The following is a 20,541-nucleotide window of genomic DNA, read 5'->3' as shown; positions in this document are numbered from 1 at the left end:
CGGCGGCGACGCGGCCGCGCGCACGCCCGTGCAGGCGGCGGCCGGCTTCCTCCACGACGCGCCCGATCTCCCCGACCTCTCGGCCCCGCCGTTCCGCTTCCCCGACCGCTTCCGAACGGCCCTCCGCATGATCGAAAAGGACCTCCGCGTCTTCCCGACGACCTCCATGGGTCGCCTCTTCGACACCGTGGCGGCGCTCCTCGGCTTCACCCGCACGATGAGCTTCGAGGGACAGGCGGCCGTCTGGCTCGAACACCTCGCGCGGGCCGCCGCACCCGCCGCCCCCTACCCGTTCCCCGGCCTCGACTACCGCCCGCTCCTCCGCGCCATCCTCGACGACCGACTCCGGGGCCGCCCCGCGCCCGAGATCGCCCGCGCGTTCCATGCTTCCGTGGCGCACGAGATCGCCCGCCTCGGCGCGCGGCTCGCCGCCGAATACGACGCCCGCGCGCTCGTGCTCTCCGGCGGCGTCTTTCAGAACGCGCTCCTCCTCGAAACCATCCCCCGCGCGCTCGTCCGCGAAGGATCGTCCTTGCCCGTATGGGTCAACCGCCGCGTGCCCGCCAACGACGGCGGCCTCAGCCTCGGACAGGCCGCCCTCGCCGCCCACGACGCCTCGCTCAGATGAGCGCGAGGAGCCCGAGCATCACCAGGAAATAAACCACCAGAATCCCGTAATAGACCTTCCAGTCACGTTTGTACCGGAAATAATCCCGACCGATGTTCCTGTGCCAGACGAGGTTTTTGATCCGCTCCATCGGCGCCGGGGCGAAGGCCAGGCTGGCGAGGTAGCCCACCCCGAACGTCACCACGCACCCGATGACGTTCCACCACAGCCACGAGACGCCCGGCGCGGCGACCCACAGGTAGAGGTTCACCAGAAATCCCGCGAAAATGCCGATCACGGTTCCGACGTCCGTCGCCCGGCGGGTGAGGATGGCCAGGAGAAAGGTGGCGAGGATCGGACCGTTCGCCAGCGAGCCGATCTGGTTGACCGTGACGATGATCGAATCCGAGATGTTGCCGACGAAGAACGAGAAGGCGATGCAGACCGCGCCCCAGAAGACCGTAAGGCCTTTCGAGAGGAAGAGGTAGTGCCGCTGCGAGCGCTCGCGCCCGCGATACACGAAGCGGTCGAAGATGTCGCGGGCGGTGGCGGCGCTGAGTGAGTTGATGGTCGAGTCGAGGCTGGACATGGCGGCGGCGAAGAGCGCGACGATGATGATGCCGATGACGCCGTGCGGGAGGTTTTCGAGGACGAACGCGGGCACGGCCATGTTGAAGTTCGGCACGTGTTGAACGACCCCGCTCTCGACGACCTCCCGCGTGGGCAGCCGCGAGACGAAGCCGGTATGGAGCGTGGCATAGGCCCCCACGGCCACGCCCATGAAGCAGTATCCCACGACGATGGGAAAGCGGAGCAGGCCGTTGAGGAAGAGCGCCATGTTCGTGTCGTCGATGCTCTCCGTGGCAAGCTGGCGTTGCACCTGCGTCTGATTGCACCCATAGTACGACACATAGAGGAAGAAGCCGCCGACGAGCATCGGGAGGAACGAGAAGACTGCGCCGTCGCCGAGGCCGTTGCCGGAGAAGTCGAGCGCGCGCATACGATCGGCGTCGAAGTGCTCGAGCACGGCGCCGACGCCGCCGACGAGGTCCGTCGCATAATACGCCGTGACGACGACGCCGAAGACGAGGATGAACATCTGGATCACGTCCGAAGCGATGACGCTTTTGATGCCGCCGAGCGCATCGTAGACGACCGTAACGACGCCGAGGAGCACCACCGCCACCCAGAACGGCACGTCGAGCACGGCCTGAAGCACGAGCGAGATGCCGTAGACCGTCACGCCCGTGCCGAAGGCCACGATGAATTGGAAGAGGAGCGAGAGGAGCGTGCGCGTGCGGATGCCGAAGCGCTTTTCGAGGTATTCATAGATGGAGATGACGCCCGATTTCTTGAAGAATGGCACGAGGAAGATCATGATGAAGATCATCGCCAGCGGCACGGCCAGTTCATACTGAAGCCAGATGAGGCCGCCGCCGAGCGAGAAGGCGACGAACGCCGGCGCGCCGAGGAGCGAGTTCGTGCTGAGCTGCGTCGCCATGGTGGAGATGCTCACCGGAAGCCAGTGAATCTTATTGCCTCCCAGATAATAGTCTTTCTCGTCTTTCTGCCCTTGCCCGAGCCTGTAACTCATCCAGATGAGGCCCACCATATAGATGAGCATAATGGACCAATCGAGGGCGTTCATGAGCGTCTGTATGGGTTAGGGCGGCCTGGGAACGTCTTTCTCCGGAGAATCTCTTAACTTCCGCCCGCAAGGATAAGCGTCTCGGAGCCCTTCATCAAGCCTTCTCCCCTCTTCCCCGCTCGCCGTGAACGATCCCGAAAACTCCGACAAGGTGTTCTGGCCCGACGAGGGTCTCACGAAGGGGGACCTGGCAGCGTATTACGAGGCTGTCGCGCCGGTGATGTTGCCGCACTTGAAGGACCGCCCCGTCACGGTGCGCGTTTTCCCGGATGGCATTACGGGCGAGGCGTTTTACCGCCGCGAGCGCCCGGAGGACGCCCCGGCATGGATGCGGAGCGTGGCCTACCGGCCCGTCAGCGCGCCCGGCGTCCGCCGCCTCATCCTCATCGACGAGGCCGAAGGGTTGCGGTGGTGGGCTGCGCGGGGAGCCGTCGAGTTCCACACGTGGGCCGCCCGCGCGCCGGCGCTCGACGCCCCCGACCAGGCCGTCTTCGACCTCGACCCCGGCGACGAAGCCGACTTCCCCCGGGTCCTCGAAGCCGCCCTTCACCTCCGCGAGTATCTCACGGATCGCGGGCTCGAGGGCTTTCCCAAGACGAGCGGCGGGCGCGGCATGCACGTAGAGGTTCCGCTGGCGAAGGGTCCCACGTTCGAGCAGGTCCGCGGGTGGGTGCGGGCGGTGGCGGAGGCGCTTGCCGGGGCGCATCCCGAGGTCGTCGCGGCGGCGCGGGGGGCCACGCATCGGGGGCGGCGCGTCACCATCGACCACGCGCAGAACAGCATCGGGCGCAACACTGCCGCCCCCTACACCGTCCGCGGTCGTCCCGGCGCGCCGGTCTCGGCCCCCGTGTCGTGGGCCGAGGTCGTCCGGGGCGCGATCCGTCCCGAACGGTTCACCCTCCGGACGATGCCCGTTCGCCTCCAAAAAAAGGGGGATTTGTATGCGGGGATGCTGGAAAAAGCCTACCCCTTGCCCTTATCCTAAGGGCCGTTCCCACCCCTTTCCGCCCCTTCCTCAGGCCCGCGCCCCATGGAGAACGTCATCTGGACCCCTCCGCTCCGGTTGCTCGTGGCCCTCTTGCTCGGCATTCTCATCGGGCTCGAACGCGAGAGTTCCAAAAAGGACTTCGAAGAGTACGCGGGGGTGCGCACGTACACGCTGCTGAGCCTCTTCGGCTTCGGATGCGCGTGGCTGTTTCGGCTTCAGGTGACGCTGGCGCTGCCGCTCGGGCTGCTGGCGGTGGGAGCGCTCACGGTGCTCGAATACCTTACCAAACGGCAGGGCGGCCACCGGGGGTGGACGAGTGAGGTGGCGGCCTTGCTCACGTACGTCATTGGCGCGCTCGCCCTCCTCGCCGACGTATGGGTGCCGATGGCGCTCGGCGTGATCGCGACGCTGTTGCTGGCCGAGAAGGCCCAGATCGAGACGTACGTCGAGCGGCTGGAGAAGACGGAGTTCCTCGCCGTCGTCAAGTTTTTGCTCGTCACGGTCATCATCCTGCCCGCCCTGCCGGACAAGACCTATACGCCTTTTGCGCTCAACCCGGCCCATATCTGGCAGATCGTGGTCCTCGTCTCTTCGATCGGCTTCGTGGGCTATTTTCTGTCGAAGCGATTCGGCGACCGGATGGGGTTGTGGCTCTCGGGGTTGCTCGGTGGGATCGTTTCGAGCACGGCGGTGACCGTGGCCGTGGGACGCATGGCGCAGCGGTCGCCGGAGCAGCAGAGCAGCGCGCTTCAGGCCACACTCCTGGCCTCGGCGGTGATGTACCTGCGCATCCTCGTCCTCGTGTGGATCCTGAACCCGGCCTTCCTGCCGCAGCTCTGGTGGCGGCTGGTGCTCCTCTTTGCCGCCGGTGTGGCGCTGGCCGTGCCCGTTCGCCCGGCGCGCGCCGCCCCGCCCGAGACACCGGCCTCCTCGCTCCAGAACCCGTTCGAGATCAAACCCGCCGTGGTCTTCGCCTCGCTCTTCGTCCTGCTGAGCGTCGCCACGACGCTGGTCAAGAACGCCTTCGGGGATGCCGGACTGCTAGCGCTCTCGGCGCTCGTGGGCGTCACCGACATCGACCCGTTCATCCTCTCGCTCATCCGGGGCAGCGCCGCCGTCAGCCGGGTGATCGTCAGCGCCATCCTCCTGGCCATGATGAGCAACACCATCGTGAAAGCCGTCTACTTCAGCGTGCTGGTCCAGCCCATACGGAAAGCGACCCTGTGGCGCTTCGGTCTGTGGGCGGCGCTTCACGTTCCGCTCGTGCTGATCCCATAAGCCCTGAAAAAATCTCATGCCCAAGATTCAAACCCTTCTCGTGCCCACCGACTTTTCCGAGTTTGCAGCGCATGCCTTCGACCTGGCGCTCGACCTGGCCCGCCGAAGCCGCGCCGAGATCCACCTGCTTCACACCATTCACGAGATCGACGTGCGCACGTGGGACTGGATCACGGTCACCATGCCTAAAGAGGAAGAGGAGATTCGCGAGGAACTGGAGGCCGACACCGAGCAACAACTCTCCGCCTTCATGGCCGCACACGACACCGATGGGGTGACGGTCCGGCCCGTGATCCGGTGGGGCCCAGCGCCGGCCGAGACGGTGGTCGCCTATGCCGCCGAGACGGAGGCCGACCTCATCGTGATGGGCTCGCACGGTCGACGCGGCGTCCGACGGATGCTCCTCGGCAGCGTCACCGAAGAGGTGGTGCACACGGCGTCGTGCCCCGTGATGGTGGCGCACCTCCCCGAGCAAACGCCTTCGCTGGTGCGACGCATCCTCGTCCCGATCGACTTCTCAGCCTCCGGCGCGCCTGCACTCGACTGGGCCGAGACCCTGGCCTCGAGCTACGACGCCTGCCTCGTCCTCCTGCACGTCCTGGAAGATTTCAAGCCGATGGAACCCTACGAGGTCGCCTTCGGCAATCTCATCGACGAGGTGTTGCCGCAACTGGAAGAGCACGCCCGGCACGAGCTCGAACGGACGGCGGCATCCTTCGCCGAGAAGGGGCTCCAAACCGAGACGCACGTCGAACACGGACGCCCCGCCGACGGCATCCTCGACTTTGCCGCCCGGCACGACGTCGGCCTGATCGTGCTGGCGTCCCACGGGCGCACCGGCCTCGAACGTCTGCTCCTCGGCAGCGTCGCCGCCCGCGTGATGCGCAGCGCTCCCTGCCCCGTGCTCATCGTCAGGCCGCGTTCGTAAGGCGGACGCGGGATGCGCCGGCAGCCCCCGACCAGGCTCAAGCTCCCGCGCGCGTCGCCCGCAGACCCGTCCGGTCGTAAAAAATCCCCCCTGCAAATCAGACGTTGACAGGGGGGATTTCGTGGGCCCGGAGGGACTTGAACCCCCGACCTACCGATTATGAGTCGGCAGCTCTAACCACTGAGCTACGGGCCCGGCTTTTCCGTGTCCCGCACGGGGACGCGCCTTTCTGCCGCTCAAGATAACAAGGACGGCGGCACAAACCAACGCGATGCGCCGGGGGCTGTTCCACCGCCTCTTCCATCCCGGAAACCGCTGCCATGACCGGCAAGAATCATGAGGGTTGTATTAAATTATTCAATGTTGTGGACTAGATATTGACTATTATGCCAGGAGACTCGTAGATTTTGCCTAAAATAATTAGGAGGCGATATCATGGACCGGATAGACGAGATCGACGTGAAGATCCTGAACCTGCTGCAGGAGCACGGACGGATCAAACGCAACCGGATTGCCGAGGAAGTGGGGCTTTCCGTGCCCTCGGTGAGCGAGCGCATGCGCAAACTCGAAGAGCGCGGCGTCATCGCAGGATACCGGGCCATCGTCGATCACAAGCGCCTGCACTTCGACATCACCGCCTTCATCCGCGTCATGGTCGACGGTTCGGAGCACTATCCGGGCTTCGTCGAACGCGCCGCCGTGCTCGACGAGGTGCAGGAGGTGCATTCGATCACCGGCGAAGGTTCGCACATCCTCAAGGTGCGCACACGGAACACGACCACGCTCGAAGAGCTGCTTTCGAAGATACAGGCCTGGCCCGGCATCCACGGCACCTCGACGAGCATCGTGTTGAGCACGTTCAAGGAAACGCGCGCCCTTCCCGTGCAGCCGACGGACCTCTTCTATCCCGAGACGACGCCCGCCTGATTCCCCGCCCCACCCCCGGGCCTTCCCACACACCAACGGCTTCCTCAAAACCATGAGCAAATTTCAGCAGGATTACAACGTTGCCGCAGCGACCAAGTACAAGCTCAACGGCAACGGCAAACACGCCGGCCCGATGGACATCGAAAAAATCTTCGGAGAGAACACGTTCGGGCTCGACGAGATGAAGAGCCGGCTTCCGAAGGCCACCTTCAAGAGCATTCTTGCCACCATCGAGCAGGGGCGATCGCTCGACCCCGGCATTGCCGACACGGTGGCGCTGGCGATGAAGGAGTGGGCCGTCGAGCGGGGCGCGACGCACTTCACCCACTGGTTCCAGCCGCTGACGGGCCTCACCGCCGAGAAACACGACAGCTTCATCACGCCGAACAAAGGCGGCGGCGCCATCGCCCAGTTTTCGGGCAAGGATCTCATTCAGGGCGAGCCCGACGCATCGAGCTTCCCGAGCGGCGGCATCCGCGCCACGTTCGAAGCGCGCGGCTATACGGCGTGGGACCCCACCTCGCCCGCCTTCATCATCGAGAACCCCAACGGCTCGTATCTCGCCATCCCGACGGCGTTCGCCTCCTGGACCGGCGAGGCGCTCGACCACAAGACGCCGCTGCTCCGATCGATGCACGCCCTCGACGAACAGGCCCGCCGCGTGCTCGCCCTCTTCGGCGTCAAAGACGTGCACAAGGTCTACAGCACCGTCGGCAGTGAGCAGGAGTATTTTCTGATCGACGAGGAGTTCTTTTTCCGTCGTCCCGACCTCATCAGCACGGGGCGCACGCTCTTCGGAGCCCGCCCGCCGAAGGGACAGGAGTTGGAGGATCATTACTTCGGTTCCATCCCCGACCGCGTCCTCTCGTGCATGCTCGAGACCGAGAAGGAGCTTTACCGCCTCGGCGTGCCGGTAAAGACGCGCCACAACGAAGTGGCTCCGAGCCAGTATGAGATTGCGCCGCTCTTCGAGAACGCCAACGTGGCCGCCGACCACCAGCAGCTCATCATGCTCATGCTCCAGCGCGTGGCCCGCAAATACGGCATGGTGTGCCTGCTCCACGAGAAGCCCTTCGCCGGCATCAACGGGTCCGGCAAGCACAACAACTGGTCGATAGCGACGGACACCGGCATGAACCTGCTCGAGCCGGGCGACAACCCGCACGACAACATGCAGTTCCTCTTCTTCTGCACCGCCGTCATCCGGGCCGTCCACCGGCACCAGGACCTGCTCCGCATCTCCGTCGCCTCGGCGGGCAACGACCACCGCCTCGGCGCCAACGAAGCGCCGCCCGCCATCATGAGCGTCTTCCTCGGGGAACAACTCGAAGACGTGTTCGAACAGCTCGAAAAAGGCCCGGCCACGCAGAGCAAGCAGGGCGGGCTCCTCGGCCTCGGCGTCCCGGTGCTGCCGCATCTGCCGCGCCACGCCGGCGACCGCAACCGCACCTCGCCCTTCGCCTTCACCGGCAACAAGTTCGAGTTCCGCGCCGTCGGCAGTTCCCAGAGCATCTCTTTCCCGAACGTCGTGCTCAACACAGGCGTGGCCGAGTCGCTCGACGTGATGGCGACGATGCTCGAAGCCAGGCTTGAAAAAGGCACAGACCTCGAGAAGGCCGTCGCCGAGGTCATCAGCGAAGCGCTTCACGAAGCCCGACCCGTCATCTTCGGCGGCGACAACTATGCGGAAGCCTGGCACGCCGAAGCCGAGCGACGCGGTCTGCTCAACCTCCCCACCACGCTCGACGCGCTCGATCATCTGTGTGATGAGAAGAACGTCACGCTCTTCAGCAAATACGGCGTGCTCAACGAAACCGAGTTGCGGAGCCGGTATGAGATCTGGGTCGAGCAGTATTTCAAGAAGGTCAACATCGAGGCCGAGACGACCGAGACCATCGCCCGGACGATGGTGATGCCGGCGGCGACGGCCTACCTCAACGACCTGGCGCAGGCCCTCTCCGCCGCCATGGACCTGGGCCTCCCCGCCGACGGCGTGCGCGAAACGGCCGAGGAACTCGGCAAGGGCATCGACGCGCTGCGCGCCACCATCCGGGAGCTGGCTGCCCAGAACCGGGACCTCGGCGGCGAAGAGGTGCACGACAAAGCCGCTCACATGCGCGACCACGTCATCCCCGCCATGAACGCCGTCCGCGAGGCCGGAGACCAGCTCGAACGCCTCGTGGCGCATGACCAGTGGCCCATGCCCACATACCGGGAAATCCTCTTCGTGAAATAAGGACTCACCCGCCGGCTCGTCCTCCCGTGCACCTGCGACCGCAGGGGCTCCCTGCGACGCATCAGGGACTCCCTGCGGTCGCTATCTTTTCACGCCCGATCCCTTCCGAAATCTTTTCAAAAAGCCCGTACGGTTCTAAAATCGCGCATCGGAGCGGCTCGAAAAATCGCCTGGCCGAGGAGGAATTTCTTCCGCGGAAACACCTCCGCCGTCACGGCCAAAAGCTCGGCGGCGGGCGCATAGCGCAACTCGAAGGAAGGCAGCCCCAGCGAGCCTACCAGACGGCGCGTCTCAGGATGGGTGGGATCGAACGTGGCAAAGCTGATCCGGGAAACGGCGTCCGGTCGTTTCCCTCTTTCGACGACGGGAAGCACCTGATTTTCGACCAGAACGTTCCACTGCGCGTCCACGATGCGGTTTTTCAACCGTTCCACGAGGACGAGGGTGCCCATCAGGCCGATGTGAATGCGCTTGAAGGCGTACGCCTGCGCCGCCGTCTCATAGATGCGCTCCAGATCGACCTCGGGCTCGTCGAGCAGTTCTCGCCACAGAGGATACTGTTCCCCGTCGCGGAGGGCACGGAGCCAGCGCAACCACGCATGCTCGATCTGCTCGCGGGTCACGATGCCCCCCGCGAGCAGGATCCGAACCACGCGGTCGTGCATCGGATTGCTGAGCAGGAAAGGATCGTCTTTGACAGCCATGACCTCAAGTTTTTCTGACCCGGACAGGCAGAGAGAACGAGGAAAATATCGTCGCCATTTCGCACAGATTAAGTCCCTCGACCCGAGTTCCTCGCAGGGAAGCGGCTCGGGCTCCGCCCGGTGGACCTTCGCTCGTGCTCACGCATTGGAATCCTGAGGGGCGTCTTTTCGTAGGAGCGCTAGCATTCCGGACGGCGCAAGGTCCGGGATGCGTATCGTTTCAGGGTCATGAGGCCGGGAGTCCTCGGGCGCGGCCTGACGCTGATCCGGCGCGTGAAGCACCGCGCGCCACGCGCGAAGCGTACGCATGTCGGGAAAAGATTTGGGAGATCGCCCATCGGAAATGGTATAATGCCTATCTTCGCGGGTTCCGTATCGTCCCCGACGCCTCCGCCTCTTTGCCACACAAGAAGCACGCATGGGAAAATCGTCCTCGATGCCTTCGGCCTCCAGCGAGCAGGATCGCGCCCTCGTTGAACAGGCGCTCGCCGGACGCGAGCTCGCCTATAACGAGTTGATGGAGAAATACCGCAATGCCCTCCATCGCCACATCCAGCGCATGGTGCGGGACAAAGGCGCCGTGGACGATCTCGTACAGGAATGTTTCATCAAAGCCTTCTCCGCGCTTCGCTCCTATTCCTCCGAGTACGCGTTCTCTACGTGGCTCTACAAGATCGCCACGAACCACACCATCGACTTTCTTCGGAAGAAGAAACTGCCGACGCTCTCGATCGACCGGCCCCTCCAGACCCGCGACGGCGAAATCGAGTACGAGGTGCCGGACGTCACCTACCGGCCCGATCGTCACATCGTCGAGGACCAGCGGCGCGAGATCATCCAGGAAGCCATCGATGCGCTGCCGCCGAAATACCACCGCGTCATCGTGATGCGTCATCAACAGGAGAAATCCTACGAAGAGATCGCCCGCGAGCTCGACCTGCCGCTCGGCACCGTCAAGGCGCATATCTTCCGCGCCCGCGCCCTTCTGTACAAGCACCTCCGGGACAAACGCGGATCTCTTTGAATTTTAGCTTTCGGATGCGTGATTTTGGATTAGTTTCCGATTTCAGAGGGCCTGCCCCCGTTTCCCCTTTCTGAAATTCAATAGCCGAATCCCGCTATGATCGAGCGATACACACGCCCGGAGATGGCCGATCTCTGGAGCGAAGAACAACAGTTTCAATCCTGGCTCGAGGTCGAGCTGGCAGCGTGCGCGGCGTGGTCCGAGCTGGGCGTCATTCCGAAGGAGGACGTCGAGAAGCTCTACGCGAAGGCGACCTTCGACGTCCAGCGCATCCACGAGATCGAGCGGACGACGAAGCACGATGTGGTGGCGTTCACGCGGGCCGTCAGCGAGCATCTCGGTGAAGAGAAGAAGTGGGTGCACTACGGCCTGACCTCCTCGGACGTCGTCGACACGGCCCTCTCGCTTCGTCTCAAGAAAGCCAACGCGTTGATTCTGGCCGCCCTCGATCGGATGATCGACGTGCTGGCGGAGAAAGCGCGGGCGCACCGGCACACGCTCATGATGGGTCGCACCCACGGCGTGCACGCCGAGCCGACGACGTTCGGGCTGAAGATGGCGTTGTACTATGCCGAGATGCAGCGCAACCGCGCGCGCTTCACGGCGGCGGCGGAGGACCTCCGGGTGGGCAAGATCTCCGGCGCCGTGGGCACGTTCGCGCATCTGCCGCCCGAGGTCGAGCGTCTTACGTGCGAGCGGCTGGGGCTCAAGCCCGCCCCCATCTCCACGCAGGTGCTCCAGCGCGACCGGCACGCGCACTATGTGGGGGTGCTCGCGCTCATCGGCGCGACGCTCGAAAAGATGGCCGTCGAGGTGCGGGGGCTGCAAAAGAGTGAGGTCCGTGAGGTGGAAGAAGCCTTCGGCAAAGGGCAGAAAGGCTCTTCGGCGATGCCGCACAAACGCAATCCCATCGGCTCGGAAAACATCACCGGCTGCGCCCGGCTGCTCCGGGGCTACGTGATCCCGGCCCTGGAGAACGTGGCGCTCTGGCACGAGCGTGACATCTCTCATTCGTCCGTCGAGCGCGTGATCCTCCCCGACGCCACCACACTCGTCCACTACGCGCTCCACCGCTTCGCCTCGATCATCGAGCATTTGCGGGTCTATCCCGAAGCGATGCGGCGCAACATGGAGCGGACCTTCGGGCTCTACAACAGTCAGCGGCTTTTGCTCAAACTCATTGACACGGGGCTGAGTCGCGAGGCCGCCTACGACCTCGTGCAGCCCCTCGCCATGCGAGCGTGGGAAGAAGCGCGCTCTTTCCACGAAATCGTTTCGAACGCCCCGGAAATCACCGCCCGCCTGTCGCAGGCCGAGATCGACGAGGCTTTCGACCCCGCCTATCACCTCCGCCACGTCGACCGGATCTTCGAGCGCGTGGGCCTGAACGAAGCATAGCGACGGGGCAACGCTGCGGAAGCGCTTGCGAAATTCGGCTCCGGTCATGACTTTTAGCCGGAATCGCCCTATTTTGCGCGGCGGAGGGATCCAGAGACCATTCGTTTTTGCACACCATCATGGAGGCAACATGAACCTTTCGATACGTATCTGCGCGCTAGTGGCGCTCCTGTCGGTCCTGGCCGTCCCGACCGCATGGGCGCAGTCCGCGTCCCTGTCGGGCACGGTCGTCGACGCCGGCGACAACGGCCCGCTGGCCGGCGCGAACGTCGTGCTGCTCCAGGGCGATGCGCTGGTGACCGGCGCCGCCACCGACGTCGACGGTCGCTATGCCATCACCGACATCGCGCCGGGCACGTACACGCTCCGCGCGCGCTTCGTCGGCTATCAGGAACACGAAGCGGAATTGACCCTTGCGCCGGGAGAGACGCGCACGCTCGACATCGCGCTCTCGCAGGGCGGCATCGAGTTGAACACCGTGGTCGTGACGGCCTCGCGCCGGGCCGAGAAAGTGCTCGACGCGCCGGCCTCCATCTCCGTCATCACGGCCCGAGAGGTCGAACAGGCCATTGGCACCTCCTCTGCCGACGCCCTCCGGAACACGACGGGCGTGGACATGGCGCAGACCGGCGTCGACCGGCGGGAGATGGTTTTGCGCGGGTTCAACAACGCTTTCTCGGGCGCGACGTACGTGCTGACCGACTACCGGCAGGCCGCCGTGCCGTCCCTGGGCGTGAACATTTACAGCATCATGCCCAACATGAACATCGACATCGACCACATCGAGGTCGTGCGCGGGCCCGGCTCGGCCCTCTACGGCGCGGGCGTGGATGCCGGTGTGATCCACTTCGTCACAAAAGACCCCTTCACCCACCCCGGCACGACGATCTCCGTGCAGGGCGGGGAGCGCTCGTTCTTCGGCCTCCAGGGACGCCATGCCGGCGTGCTGGCCAACGGACAGCTCGGCTACAAGATCACCGGCGCCTATAGCCAGGCCAACGACTGGGAACTGGATCCGAACGACCCCATCGACCAGGTGCAGATCGCCACCGACGGGCTGCGCAATACGGATTATGAGAAGCTCAACCTCAACGGGACGGTGGAATACCGCCCCAGGGAAGGCGTATCGGTCATTGCCAACGGCGGGTTCTCTTCGCTGACGGCCGCCGTGCTCTCGGGCATCGGCACCGTGCAGGCCGACGGCTTCGGGTACAGCTACGGCCAGCTTCGCTTTCAGGCCGGCAACTTCTTCGCCCAGACCTATTTCAACAAGAACAACTCCGGAGATTCCTTCGTCTACGATGCCACTGCGCCCAATAACATCGGCACGCGCACGTCGGACCGAGGGTTGCTCATCAACGCGCAGGCGCAATACGACCTCGAAATGGCCGAGGGGAAGGAACAGCTGATCTTCGGCGTAGACCTGGAGCTGACCCGCCCCGACACGAAGGGCACGATCCTCGGGCGCAACGAAAACAACGACAATATCGACGAATACGGGGTCTACGCGCAGTCCACGACGGCGCTCTCGCCGAAGTTCGACCTCATCCTGGCCGCACGGGGAGATTATAACAACGTCGTCGAGACGTTCCAGGTCTCGCCGCGCGCCGGACTGGTTTTCAAGCCGACGAACGCGCACACCTTCCGCGCCACATACAACCGCGCCTTCTCCTCGCCCGGCACCAACTCGCTCTTCCTCGACATCGTGGCGGGGCAATTGCCGGGCACGGACATCATCATTCGCGGGCGCGGGGCCGCCAACGGCTTCACCTGGGAGCGCAACCCGGACTTCGCCGCCTTTGCGGGCACGGACCTCGTCGCATCGAGCCTGAACCCGGCGGCCCTCGGCGCGCCGCAGCCGGTGGGCCTCCCGCTCGATGCCACGTACGCGGCGCTCTATCAGGGCCTGGCCGCCATCCCGGCGGACCAACTGGCGCTCCTGCTTCAGTCCCAGGGCATCCCGGTCGACGCCGCCACGGCGGCCGCGCTCGTGGGCCTGCTCAACCCTCAGCTGACGCAGGTGCAAGGCTTCTCCCGCGGCGCGATGGCCAAGCTCAACCTGAGCACGCTCGGATTCGATCCCGTCACCGATCTCGCCGACATCGCCCCGCTCGACCAGACGATCACGCAGACGGTCGAGGTCGGATACAAAGGCATCTTCAGCAACAAGGTCCTCTTCGCCGTAGACGGATACTGGACCCAGAAGAAAGACTTCGTCGGTCCGCTGGCGATGGAGACGCCGTTCGTGCTCGTGCCCAACCTCAATGGCGACCTCACGGCGGCGCTCACCAACGGCATCTCGAACAACGCGGTGCTGGCCGGGACGCTGGCCGCTTTCGGGCTTTCGCCCGAAGCCGTGGCGGGGCTGATCGTCGGGCTTGCCGGAAGCCAGCTGCCGGACGCCTCGACGCCGGTCGCCATCGTGCAGCCGCGCGAGAACAACCCCGGCATCGGCAAGACGCCGGAGCTGATGCTCTCGTACCGGAACTTCGGTAAACTGACGTACTGGGGCGTCGACGCTTCGCTTCAGGTGCTGGCCACGAACGAACTGAGCTTCTTCGGCAACCTGTCCGTCGTCAGCGACGACTTCTTCGACAACAAGGAACTGGAGGAGTCCAACTCGAGCCTCGCTCTGGCCCTCAACGCGCCGAAGTTCAAGACCAAGTTCGGGGCGCGGTACGACGGCGCTTCCGGCTTCTCGGCCAACGTCGCCGCGCGCTATACGGACAGCTTCCCGGTGCTCTCCGGACCCTACGTCGGCACCGTGGACAGCTACTTCCTCCTCGATCTCGGCGTCGGCTATGCCTTCTCCGGCGAGATGCAGGGCCTGCGCCTCGACGTCGGCGTGAACAATGTGTTTGACGACAAGCACCGCGAGTTCATCGGGGCGCCCAAGCTGGGTCGTATGGCCATCGCGCGGGCCTCGTACTCGTTCTGAGCCGACTCCGAGCGGGGCGCGTCCCCCCTCGACCATCCTTCGCGAGCCTCCGGGGCACACGCCTCGGAGGCTCGTTGTATTTGTCCATTCTTCAAGCCTGTGCGCGTTGACTCCCACAGGCTGATTCGGTAGCTTCGAAAGGGTGATCCCGCCCCTTCATTCCCAATCCACCCACACCCTGAGATTGGTTCCATACCCGCCGGCATCGCACCGGACGCCCTGTGTGTTTTGCACCCAAACCTTTTACACGTTCTCAAAATGACCGTGTCTTCCACGGAAGCCGTTCAGGTCCCCGGTGGGGAATCCTTACGGGTACAGGGTCCGGCTTCCCGCATCCGTGGGAAGGACGCTGGGCTATCCCTGCGAAGAGCCGTCATGAGGCATGCCGAAGGACGCCCTTTTCGTTGGCGGAACCCGGCGAATCGACCGGGGTGGGTATCCAGAATGTCTTCGTCCCCGTGACCTTTAACGCATGATGCGCACCGCCGCCGCACTCCCGGAGCGCATCCGGAGTGGGGCCCGGCGAGGCGGATACGCTCCATCAAGCCTATGTTTTCCGATTTTCTGCCGCTGCTCATCACCATGCTGATCGCCGGCGGGCTGGCCTTCACGCTGCTCAAAGCCGCCGAACTGCTCGGTCCGAAGCGCCCCAACTATACGAAGCTGCGTGCCTACGAGAGCGGGATGGACCCCATCGGCTCGGCGCGCGAGCGGTACACGGTCAAATTCTACCTCGTCGCCATGATCTTCATCGTGTTCGACGTGGAAGTGGTCTTTCTCTATCCGTGGGCCGTCAGCTTCCAGGAGTTCCTCGACGCCGGCGTGGGCCTCGGCGTGATCGCCGTGGTGGTGACGTTCATCCTCATCCTCGCCATCGGGTTGCTCTACGACATCAAGAAGGGCGGGCTGGAGTTCGACTGAGCGAGCTTCGTCGTTCCGGAGGCGCGCCCCTCGCACCGGGCGCCTCAGAAACCCCCGGCGGCCCACCCCATTTAACCCGGTCCCCCCTCCCCGACCACCAACCTCATACCCCGCAGCGCCATGGGACTCGAATCCGCCCTCGAACAGGAAGGCTTCCTCACCACCCGCGTCGACGCCGTCGTCAACTGGGCGCGCTCGAACTCACTGATGCCGATGCCGATGGGGCTGGCCTGTTGCGCCATCGAGATGATGGCCTTTGCCGCGCCGAAGTACGACGTGGCCCGTTTCGGGAGCGAAGCCATGCGCTTCTCTCCGCGTCAGGCCGACCTGATGATCGTCGCCGGATGGGTGAGCTACAAGATGGCGCACGCCATCCGCCGCATCTGGGATCAGATGGCCGACCCGAAGTGGTGCATCGCCATGGGAGCCTGCGCCTCCTCGGGCGGCATGCACCGGTGCTACGGCGTCGTGCAGGGCTGCGACAACTTCCTGCCGGTCGACGTCTACATCGCCGGATGCCCGCCGCGCCCCGAAGCCGTCATCCACGCGCTGATGGATATCCAGGAGAAGATCCGCAACCAGTATTCCGTCGCGCAGGACTACGCGCACGGCGACCGCCGGCCCGTCGTGGCGCCGGCGCAGCCCCGGCTGCTCGCGCCCGAGGGCGAGCGCCTCGTCACCCCCGAGAACCTGTACCATCAAGAGTAGCGCGACCGGACGCCTCCCCCCGAACTTCGAAGCCGACGAACCCATGTCTGACGACGCCCGACCAGCGAACGGGACCTCGACCCACGAGACGCTGAACTTTCACTTTACGCCCGTCGATCCGCCGAAACCCGAGGAAGGCGCGATCAACCCGCACGCGAAGCGGACCACGCACGTGCCCGACGTTGTGGCCGCGCTCAAGGAACGCTTCGGCGAGGACATCCTCGAGACGACCCTTTACGCGAACGAGCATACCGTGCGCGTGACGCGCGAGCGCATCGTGGACATCGGCCGCTTCCTCAAGGAAGAGCTCGGCTTCACCTACTTCGTGGACCTCGGCGGCATCGACCGGTTCACCGAGGAAGACCGCTTCGAAATCTTCTACAACCTCGTCAACATCGATGCCGGCAAGCGCCTCCGCCTGAAGATCCGCGTGGACGAGGACGAGCCGACGGCGCCGTCCGTGACCGGCGTATGGCGCGCGGCCAACTGGCAGGAGCGCGAGTGCTGGGACATGTTCGGCATCCGCTTCGAGGGTCATCCGGACCTGCGCCGGATGTACATGCCGGAAGACTTCGAATACCACCCGCTCCGCAAGGAATTCCCCCTGCTCGGCATTCCCGGCTCGCTGCCGTTGCCGCCGCAGGCCCCCGACGCGCCCGTATCGCTCGACCCCTTCCCCGCCGCGCACGGCTCGAAGCCCATCAAAAGCTACGAGGAGCCCGAGACCGACCTCTCGGAAGAATGACGACGGCAGACCAGGCCACAACCCGAACCCAGTGATTCCGGGCATGAAACCCGTTCAAAGATGAGCCTTCTATCCCAGATTGAGCTAAAGGATCAGTTTCGTTTCTGGCCTCGCCACAACGAAGCGCTCTTCAAACGCCTGGAGAGCAAGCATGCCTGGCTCGAAGAACGCCACCATGCGCCCGAGGACCTGACGCTCGACGCGCTCGACAACGAGATGGTGCTCAACATCGGGCCGCAGCACCCTGCCACGCACGGCGTGCTCCGCTGCGCCGTCAAGCTCGACGGCGAGACCATCGACAAGTGCGTGCTCGACCTCGGCTATCTCCACCGGGGCATCGAGAAGGTGGCCGAGGCGAAGACCTATCAGGAGTTCATGCCGTACACCGACCGCATGGACTACCTCTCGCCGTACTCGAACAACGTGGCCTGGTGCCTGGCCGTCGAGAAAATCACCGGCATCGAGGCGCCGGAGCGCGCGCAGTGGATCCGGATGATGATGTGCGAGCTCGCCCGCATCTCGGCGCACCTCCTGTGGATGGGCGTCGGGCTGATGGACGCCGGCGCGGTCTCCGTCTTCCTCTGGACGTTCGAACTCCGCGAGGACCTCTACAATATCTTCGACCACGTCGCGGGCGCGCGCCTGACGGTCTCGCACAGCCGCATCGGCGGCCTCTTCTCCGACGTCACCGACGAGTCGCTGGCGATGATCCGCGCCTTCTGCGACAAGTTCGACAACGCCATCGAGGGCTGGGAGAAACTCCTCAACCGCAACCGCATCTGGATCGACCGGAACGAAGGCATCGGCGTGCTGACTGCCGAAGAGGTCGTCGAACTCGGCATGACCGGCCCGAACCTGCGCGGCTCCGGCGTGCCGTACGACATCCGCCGCTTCGAACCCTATCTCCGATACGAGGAGGTCGACTTCATCATCCCGATCCGCACCGAAGGCGACTCGCTGGCGCGGTACTTCGTGCGCATGGACGAGATGAAGGAGAGCGTCAAGATCGTGCGACAGTGTCTGGCCCGCATCCCCGAGATCCACGGCCCCATCCGCGTCGACGACGCCAAGCACACCTATCCCTCCAAAGACGAGGTCTATTACTCGATGGAGGGGCTGATCCACGACTTCCTGTACACGGACACGGGCGTGTGCCCGCCGAAAGGGGTCTGGAGCTACCACGCCATCGAAGCGCCCAAGGGCGAACTCGGCTTCTACATCGAGTCCGACGGCACCGGTAGCCCCGCGCGCGTGCGGATCAATACGCCGAGCTTCACGAACCTGCAGGGACTCGAATACATGCTCGAAGGCGCGATGATGGGCGACATGGTCATCCTCATCGGCACCATCGACCCCGTGATGGGCGAGGCGGACAAATAGGCCCGGAACCGAAAACGATCCATCCAAAAGCGACACTGGCGCATGGCTGATTTCATCAAACACCCGGAGGTTCCGTTGCCGGACCTCGATCCCGCCCCGTCTTTTTCCGAAGAGGAGCTGGTCTTCACCGAGGAAGAGCAGGCGCAGATCGCCGAATACGTGCGGCGCTATCCCACGGCGGACGGCGCGGTGATGCGGGCGCTGTGGCTGGCGCAGGAGAAGTTCGGCTTCCTCCCGCCCGAGGTCATCCGCCTCGTAGCCGAAACGCTCGGCATCCCGTACGCGCAGGCCTACGGGGTCGCCACGTTCTACACCCAGTACTACAAGCAGAAGAAAGGCCGCTACGTCCTCGACGTGTGCACGAGCTTCTCGTGCCAGCTCTGCGGCGGCTACGACGTGCTCCACTATCTCGAAGAGAAGCTCGGCATCCAGAAAGGAGAGACCACCGAGGACGGCCTCTTCACCCTCCAGGAAGTCGAGTGCCTGGGCGCATGCGGCTCCGCTCCGATGCTCCAGGTGACCAACGGCCCGTACGTCTTCAACCTGACCCCCGAGAAGCTCGACGCGCTCGTCGAGGATCTGCGGGCGGGCAAGATGCCGCCGTTCACCTCGGTGACGCTGCCGCAGGACGAGGATGAGATGGGCGGCAACCGCCGCTCCGATGCGCCGCGATCGGCCGTCTACGAGACGCCGCCCGTCGCCCGCACCCTCGAATGACCTTCCCCACCGACGCTTCAACGCTCATCGTTTCACGGATACATGGAAGCAACCAACGGCGCACCTCAGACGAAAGCCGGCGACTGGCGCTCCTACGAGCGGGTCCTTTTGCCGCCCGTCAGAGACCTGCACAAAATCGACGTTTACGAGCAGCACGGCGGCTATGAAGCGCTCCGCGAGGCCCTCACGTCCGACCGGTGGGACCCGAAGTCGGTCACGGACGAGGTGAAGGCGAGCGGCCTGCGCGGGCGCGGCGGTGCGGGGTTCCCCACCGGCCTGAAGTGGAGCTTCATGCCGCCCGTCGATCCGGACGTGCCCCGTTTCCTGTGCTGCAACGGCGACGAGAGCGAGCCCGGCACGTTCAAGGACCGGCAGCTCATGGAGTACAACCCGCACCTCGTCTTCGAGGGCATGCTGCTGGCCTGCTATGCCATCTCGGCCAAAGCCGGTTACCTCTACGTGCGAGGCGAATACGCCGACTGGATCTCGCACATGGAGCGGGAACTGGAGAACGCCTACGCGAAGGGGTACGTCGGGGAAAACATCATGGGCTCCGGCTTCTCGTGCGACCTCATCATCCACAAGGGTGCGGGCGCGTACATCTGCGGCGAGGAATCGAGCCTGATGGAGAGCCTCGAAGGCAAGCGCGCCTATCCCCGCATCAAGCCCCCTTTCCCGGCGCAGCGGGGCATCTGGGGTTACCCGACGACGATCAACAACGTGGAGACGCTCGCGTGTGTGCCGCTCATCCTCCAGCGGGGCGGCGCGTGGTATGCGAAGATCGGCGCGCAACGGCATCCCGGGCCGGTGCTCTACGGCATCTCCGGCCACGTGAACCGGCCCGGCGTGTATGAATACCCGACCGGCATGCTCATCTCCGACCTCATCTATGACGTGGCCGGCGGCATGCGCGGCGGCAAGAAGCTCAAAGCCGTCGTCCCCGGCGGAAGTTCGACGCCCATCCTCCGGGCCGACATGATCGACGGGGTGACGATGGACGCCGAGACGCTCCGCGACGCCGGCTCGATGATGGGCACCGGCGGCATGCTCGTCATGGACGAAGACACCGACATCGTCTCGTGGCTGCGCCGCGTGACCCACTTTTACCACCACGAAAGCTGCGGGCAGTGCACGCCGTGCCGTGAGGGCACCGGATGGCTCGAAAACATCGTCACCCGCATCGACGAAGGCGAAGGACACCTCCGCGACCTCGACCTGCTCATCGACCTGTGCTCGCAGATGGAAGGCCGGACGGTCTGCGCCCTCGCCGACGCCGCCGCCTGGCCCGTACGGTACACCGTCACCCGTTTCCGCGACGAGTTCGAAGCCCGATGCCGACCCAGCCTTGTGGCTGCCGGATGACCCCCCGCCCAACCCTTTCCCGCTTTCCGCAT

The 20,541-nt window shown here is 64.7% G+C and carries 17 protein-coding genes and 1 tRNA gene; 15 read left to right on the top strand and 3 right to left on the bottom strand.

Annotated features, from left to right (window positions below):
* A partial coding sequence (locus tag AC1HIY_RS14415) for a Kae1-like domain-containing protein (RefSeq protein ID WP_479577496.1) occupies positions 1 to 628 on the top strand: 628 nt, incomplete at its 5' end.
* Here the strand turns inward: AC1HIY_RS14415 and AC1HIY_RS14410 are convergent.
* On the bottom strand, positions 621 to 2,255 hold the full coding sequence (locus AC1HIY_RS14410) for a sodium:solute symporter family transporter (protein ID WP_479577495.1): 1,635 nt from the start codon (positions 2,253 to 2,255) through the stop codon (positions 621 to 623). The two genes, AC1HIY_RS14415 and AC1HIY_RS14410, sit on opposite strands and share 8 nt — an antisense overlap.
* Positions 2,256 to 2,379: 124 nt before the next feature.
* On the opposite strand from AC1HIY_RS14410, the gene ligD reads away from it, so the two are divergent.
* From ligD to AC1HIY_RS14395, 3 genes are read left to right on the top strand one after another with little or no spacing between them, the layout of a single operon-like run.
* Positions 2,380 to 3,240 carry a non-homologous end-joining DNA ligase gene (gene ligD, locus AC1HIY_RS14405; RefSeq protein WP_479577494.1) on the top strand — a complete coding sequence of 287 codons (861 nt, stop codon included), beginning with the start codon at positions 2,380 to 2,382 and terminating at the stop codon, positions 3,238 to 3,240.
* Positions 3,241 to 3,285: 45 nt separating this feature from the next.
* The gene (locus tag AC1HIY_RS14400) at positions 3,286 to 4,521 is read left to right on the top strand and encodes an MgtC/SapB family protein (protein WP_479577493.1); all 1,236 of its coding nucleotides are present in this window, start codon (positions 3,286 to 3,288) and stop codon (positions 4,519 to 4,521) included.
* A 16-nt stretch (positions 4,522 to 4,537) separates the two neighbouring features.
* Positions 4,538 to 5,449, top strand: coding sequence for a universal stress protein (locus tag AC1HIY_RS14395; RefSeq protein WP_479577492.1), 912 nt, complete (start codon positions 4,538 to 4,540; stop codon positions 5,447 to 5,449).
* Between the two features lie 122 nt (positions 5,450 to 5,571).
* On the opposite strand, the gene AC1HIY_RS14390 is transcribed toward AC1HIY_RS14395, so the two are convergent.
* Positions 5,572 to 5,644 (bottom strand) — tRNA-Ile (locus AC1HIY_RS14390).
* Between the two features lie 240 nt (positions 5,645 to 5,884).
* Here AC1HIY_RS14390 and AC1HIY_RS14385 point away from each other — a divergent pair.
* Positions 5,885 to 6,376, top strand: a complete 492-nt coding sequence (locus tag AC1HIY_RS14385) for an Lrp/AsnC family transcriptional regulator (protein WP_479577491.1) — start codon at positions 5,885 to 5,887, stop codon at positions 6,374 to 6,376.
* Positions 6,377 to 6,428: 52 nt separating this feature from the next.
* Complete coding sequence (locus tag AC1HIY_RS14380) at positions 6,429 to 8,612, top strand: glutamine synthetase III family protein (RefSeq protein WP_479577490.1); 2,184 nt, start codon at positions 6,429 to 6,431, stop codon at positions 8,610 to 8,612.
* A 116-nt stretch (positions 8,613 to 8,728) separates the two neighbouring features.
* Here the strand turns inward: AC1HIY_RS14380 and AC1HIY_RS14375 are convergent, their stop codons facing one another.
* A complete protein-coding gene (locus AC1HIY_RS14375) occupies positions 8,729 to 9,316 on the bottom strand; it encodes a hypothetical protein (RefSeq protein WP_479577489.1) in 588 nt (195 codons plus the stop codon).
* A gap of 418 nt (positions 9,317 to 9,734) precedes the next feature.
* Between AC1HIY_RS14375 and AC1HIY_RS14370 the strand changes: the two genes are divergently transcribed.
* The 9 genes from AC1HIY_RS14370 to nuoF all read left to right on the top strand — a co-directional run bounded on the left by AC1HIY_RS14370 (position 9,735) and on the right by nuoF (position 20,509).
* Positions 9,735 to 10,340 carry an RNA polymerase sigma factor gene (locus AC1HIY_RS14370; protein WP_479577488.1) on the top strand — a complete coding sequence of 202 codons (606 nt, stop codon included), beginning with the start codon at positions 9,735 to 9,737 and terminating at the stop codon, positions 10,338 to 10,340.
* A 96-nt stretch (positions 10,341 to 10,436) separates the two neighbouring features.
* Positions 10,437 to 11,738 carry an adenylosuccinate lyase gene (purB, locus tag AC1HIY_RS14365; protein WP_479577487.1) on the top strand — a complete coding sequence of 434 codons (1,302 nt, stop codon included), beginning with the start codon at positions 10,437 to 10,439 and terminating at the stop codon, positions 11,736 to 11,738.
* Between the two features lie 130 nt (positions 11,739 to 11,868).
* Positions 11,869 to 14,676, top strand: a complete 2,808-nt coding sequence (locus AC1HIY_RS14360; RefSeq protein WP_479577486.1) for a TonB-dependent receptor domain-containing protein — start codon at positions 11,869 to 11,871, stop codon at positions 14,674 to 14,676.
* Positions 14,677 to 15,225: 549 nt separating this feature from the next.
* Positions 15,226 to 15,597 (top strand): NADH-quinone oxidoreductase subunit A, encoded by a 372-nt coding sequence (locus AC1HIY_RS14355; protein WP_479577485.1) that lies wholly within the window; start codon positions 15,226 to 15,228, stop codon positions 15,595 to 15,597.
* A 120-nt stretch (positions 15,598 to 15,717) separates the two neighbouring features.
* Entirely contained in the window at positions 15,718 to 16,305 is a 588-nt protein-coding gene (locus tag AC1HIY_RS14350; RefSeq protein WP_479577484.1) for an NADH-quinone oxidoreductase subunit B, read from the top strand.
* Between the two features lie 43 nt (positions 16,306 to 16,348).
* Positions 16,349 to 17,050, top strand: coding sequence for an NADH-quinone oxidoreductase subunit C (locus AC1HIY_RS14345; RefSeq protein WP_479577483.1), 702 nt, complete (start codon positions 16,349 to 16,351; stop codon positions 17,048 to 17,050).
* Positions 17,051 to 17,110: 60 nt separating this feature from the next.
* Positions 17,111 to 18,430, top strand: coding sequence for an NADH dehydrogenase (quinone) subunit D (nuoD, locus tag AC1HIY_RS14340; RefSeq protein ID WP_479577482.1), 1,320 nt, complete (start codon positions 17,111 to 17,113; stop codon positions 18,428 to 18,430).
* Positions 18,431 to 18,472: 42 nt separating this feature from the next.
* Complete coding sequence (locus AC1HIY_RS14335) at positions 18,473 to 19,147, top strand: NADH-quinone oxidoreductase subunit NuoE family protein (protein ID WP_479577481.1); 675 nt, start codon at positions 18,473 to 18,475, stop codon at positions 19,145 to 19,147.
* 42 nt (positions 19,148 to 19,189) lie between these two features.
* The gene (nuoF, locus tag AC1HIY_RS14330; protein ID WP_479577480.1) at positions 19,190 to 20,509 is read left to right on the top strand and encodes an NADH-quinone oxidoreductase subunit NuoF; all 1,320 of its coding nucleotides are present in this window, start codon (positions 19,190 to 19,192) and stop codon (positions 20,507 to 20,509) included.
* Positions 20,510 to 20,541: the final 32 nt, after the last annotated feature.

Source organism: Rhodocaloribacter sp. (assembly GCF_056451265.1).
Note: the sequence above shows the minus strand (reverse complement) of the source record. Positions and strands in the feature narration are given on the sequence as shown.

Excerpts from the sequence above, each read along its gene's own strand:
- nuoF (WP_479577480.1), top strand. The coding sequence starts at position 19,190 with ATGGAAGCAACCAACGGCGCACCTCAGACGAAAGCCGGCGACTGGCGC.
- AC1HIY_RS14385 (WP_479577491.1), top strand. The coding sequence starts at position 5,885 with ATGGACCGGATAGACGAGATCGACGTGAAGATCCTGAACCTGCTGCAG.
- AC1HIY_RS14410 (WP_479577495.1), bottom strand. The coding sequence starts at position 2,255 with ATGAACGCCCTCGATTGGTCCATTATGCTCATCTATATGGTGGGCCTC.
- AC1HIY_RS14375 (WP_479577489.1), bottom strand. The coding sequence starts at position 9,316 with ATGGCTGTCAAAGACGATCCTTTCCTGCTCAGCAATCCGATGCACGAC.
- AC1HIY_RS14360 (WP_479577486.1), top strand. The coding sequence starts at position 11,869 with ATGAACCTTTCGATACGTATCTGCGCGCTAGTGGCGCTCCTGTCGGTC.
- AC1HIY_RS14335 (WP_479577481.1), top strand. The coding sequence starts at position 18,473 with ATGGCTGATTTCATCAAACACCCGGAGGTTCCGTTGCCGGACCTCGAT.
- AC1HIY_RS14355 (WP_479577485.1), top strand. The coding sequence starts at position 15,226 with ATGTTTTCCGATTTTCTGCCGCTGCTCATCACCATGCTGATCGCCGGC.
- AC1HIY_RS14370 (WP_479577488.1), top strand. The coding sequence starts at position 9,735 with ATGGGAAAATCGTCCTCGATGCCTTCGGCCTCCAGCGAGCAGGATCGC.
- purB (WP_479577487.1), top strand. The coding sequence starts at position 10,437 with ATGATCGAGCGATACACACGCCCGGAGATGGCCGATCTCTGGAGCGAA.
- AC1HIY_RS14380 (WP_479577490.1), top strand. The coding sequence starts at position 6,429 with ATGAGCAAATTTCAGCAGGATTACAACGTTGCCGCAGCGACCAAGTAC.
- AC1HIY_RS14400 (WP_479577493.1), top strand. The coding sequence starts at position 3,286 with ATGGAGAACGTCATCTGGACCCCTCCGCTCCGGTTGCTCGTGGCCCTC.
- AC1HIY_RS14395 (WP_479577492.1), top strand. The coding sequence starts at position 4,538 with ATGCCCAAGATTCAAACCCTTCTCGTGCCCACCGACTTTTCCGAGTTT.
- AC1HIY_RS14345 (WP_479577483.1), top strand. The coding sequence starts at position 16,349 with ATGTCTGACGACGCCCGACCAGCGAACGGGACCTCGACCCACGAGACG.
- AC1HIY_RS14350 (WP_479577484.1), top strand. The coding sequence starts at position 15,718 with ATGGGACTCGAATCCGCCCTCGAACAGGAAGGCTTCCTCACCACCCGC.
- nuoD (WP_479577482.1), top strand. The coding sequence starts at position 17,111 with ATGAGCCTTCTATCCCAGATTGAGCTAAAGGATCAGTTTCGTTTCTGG.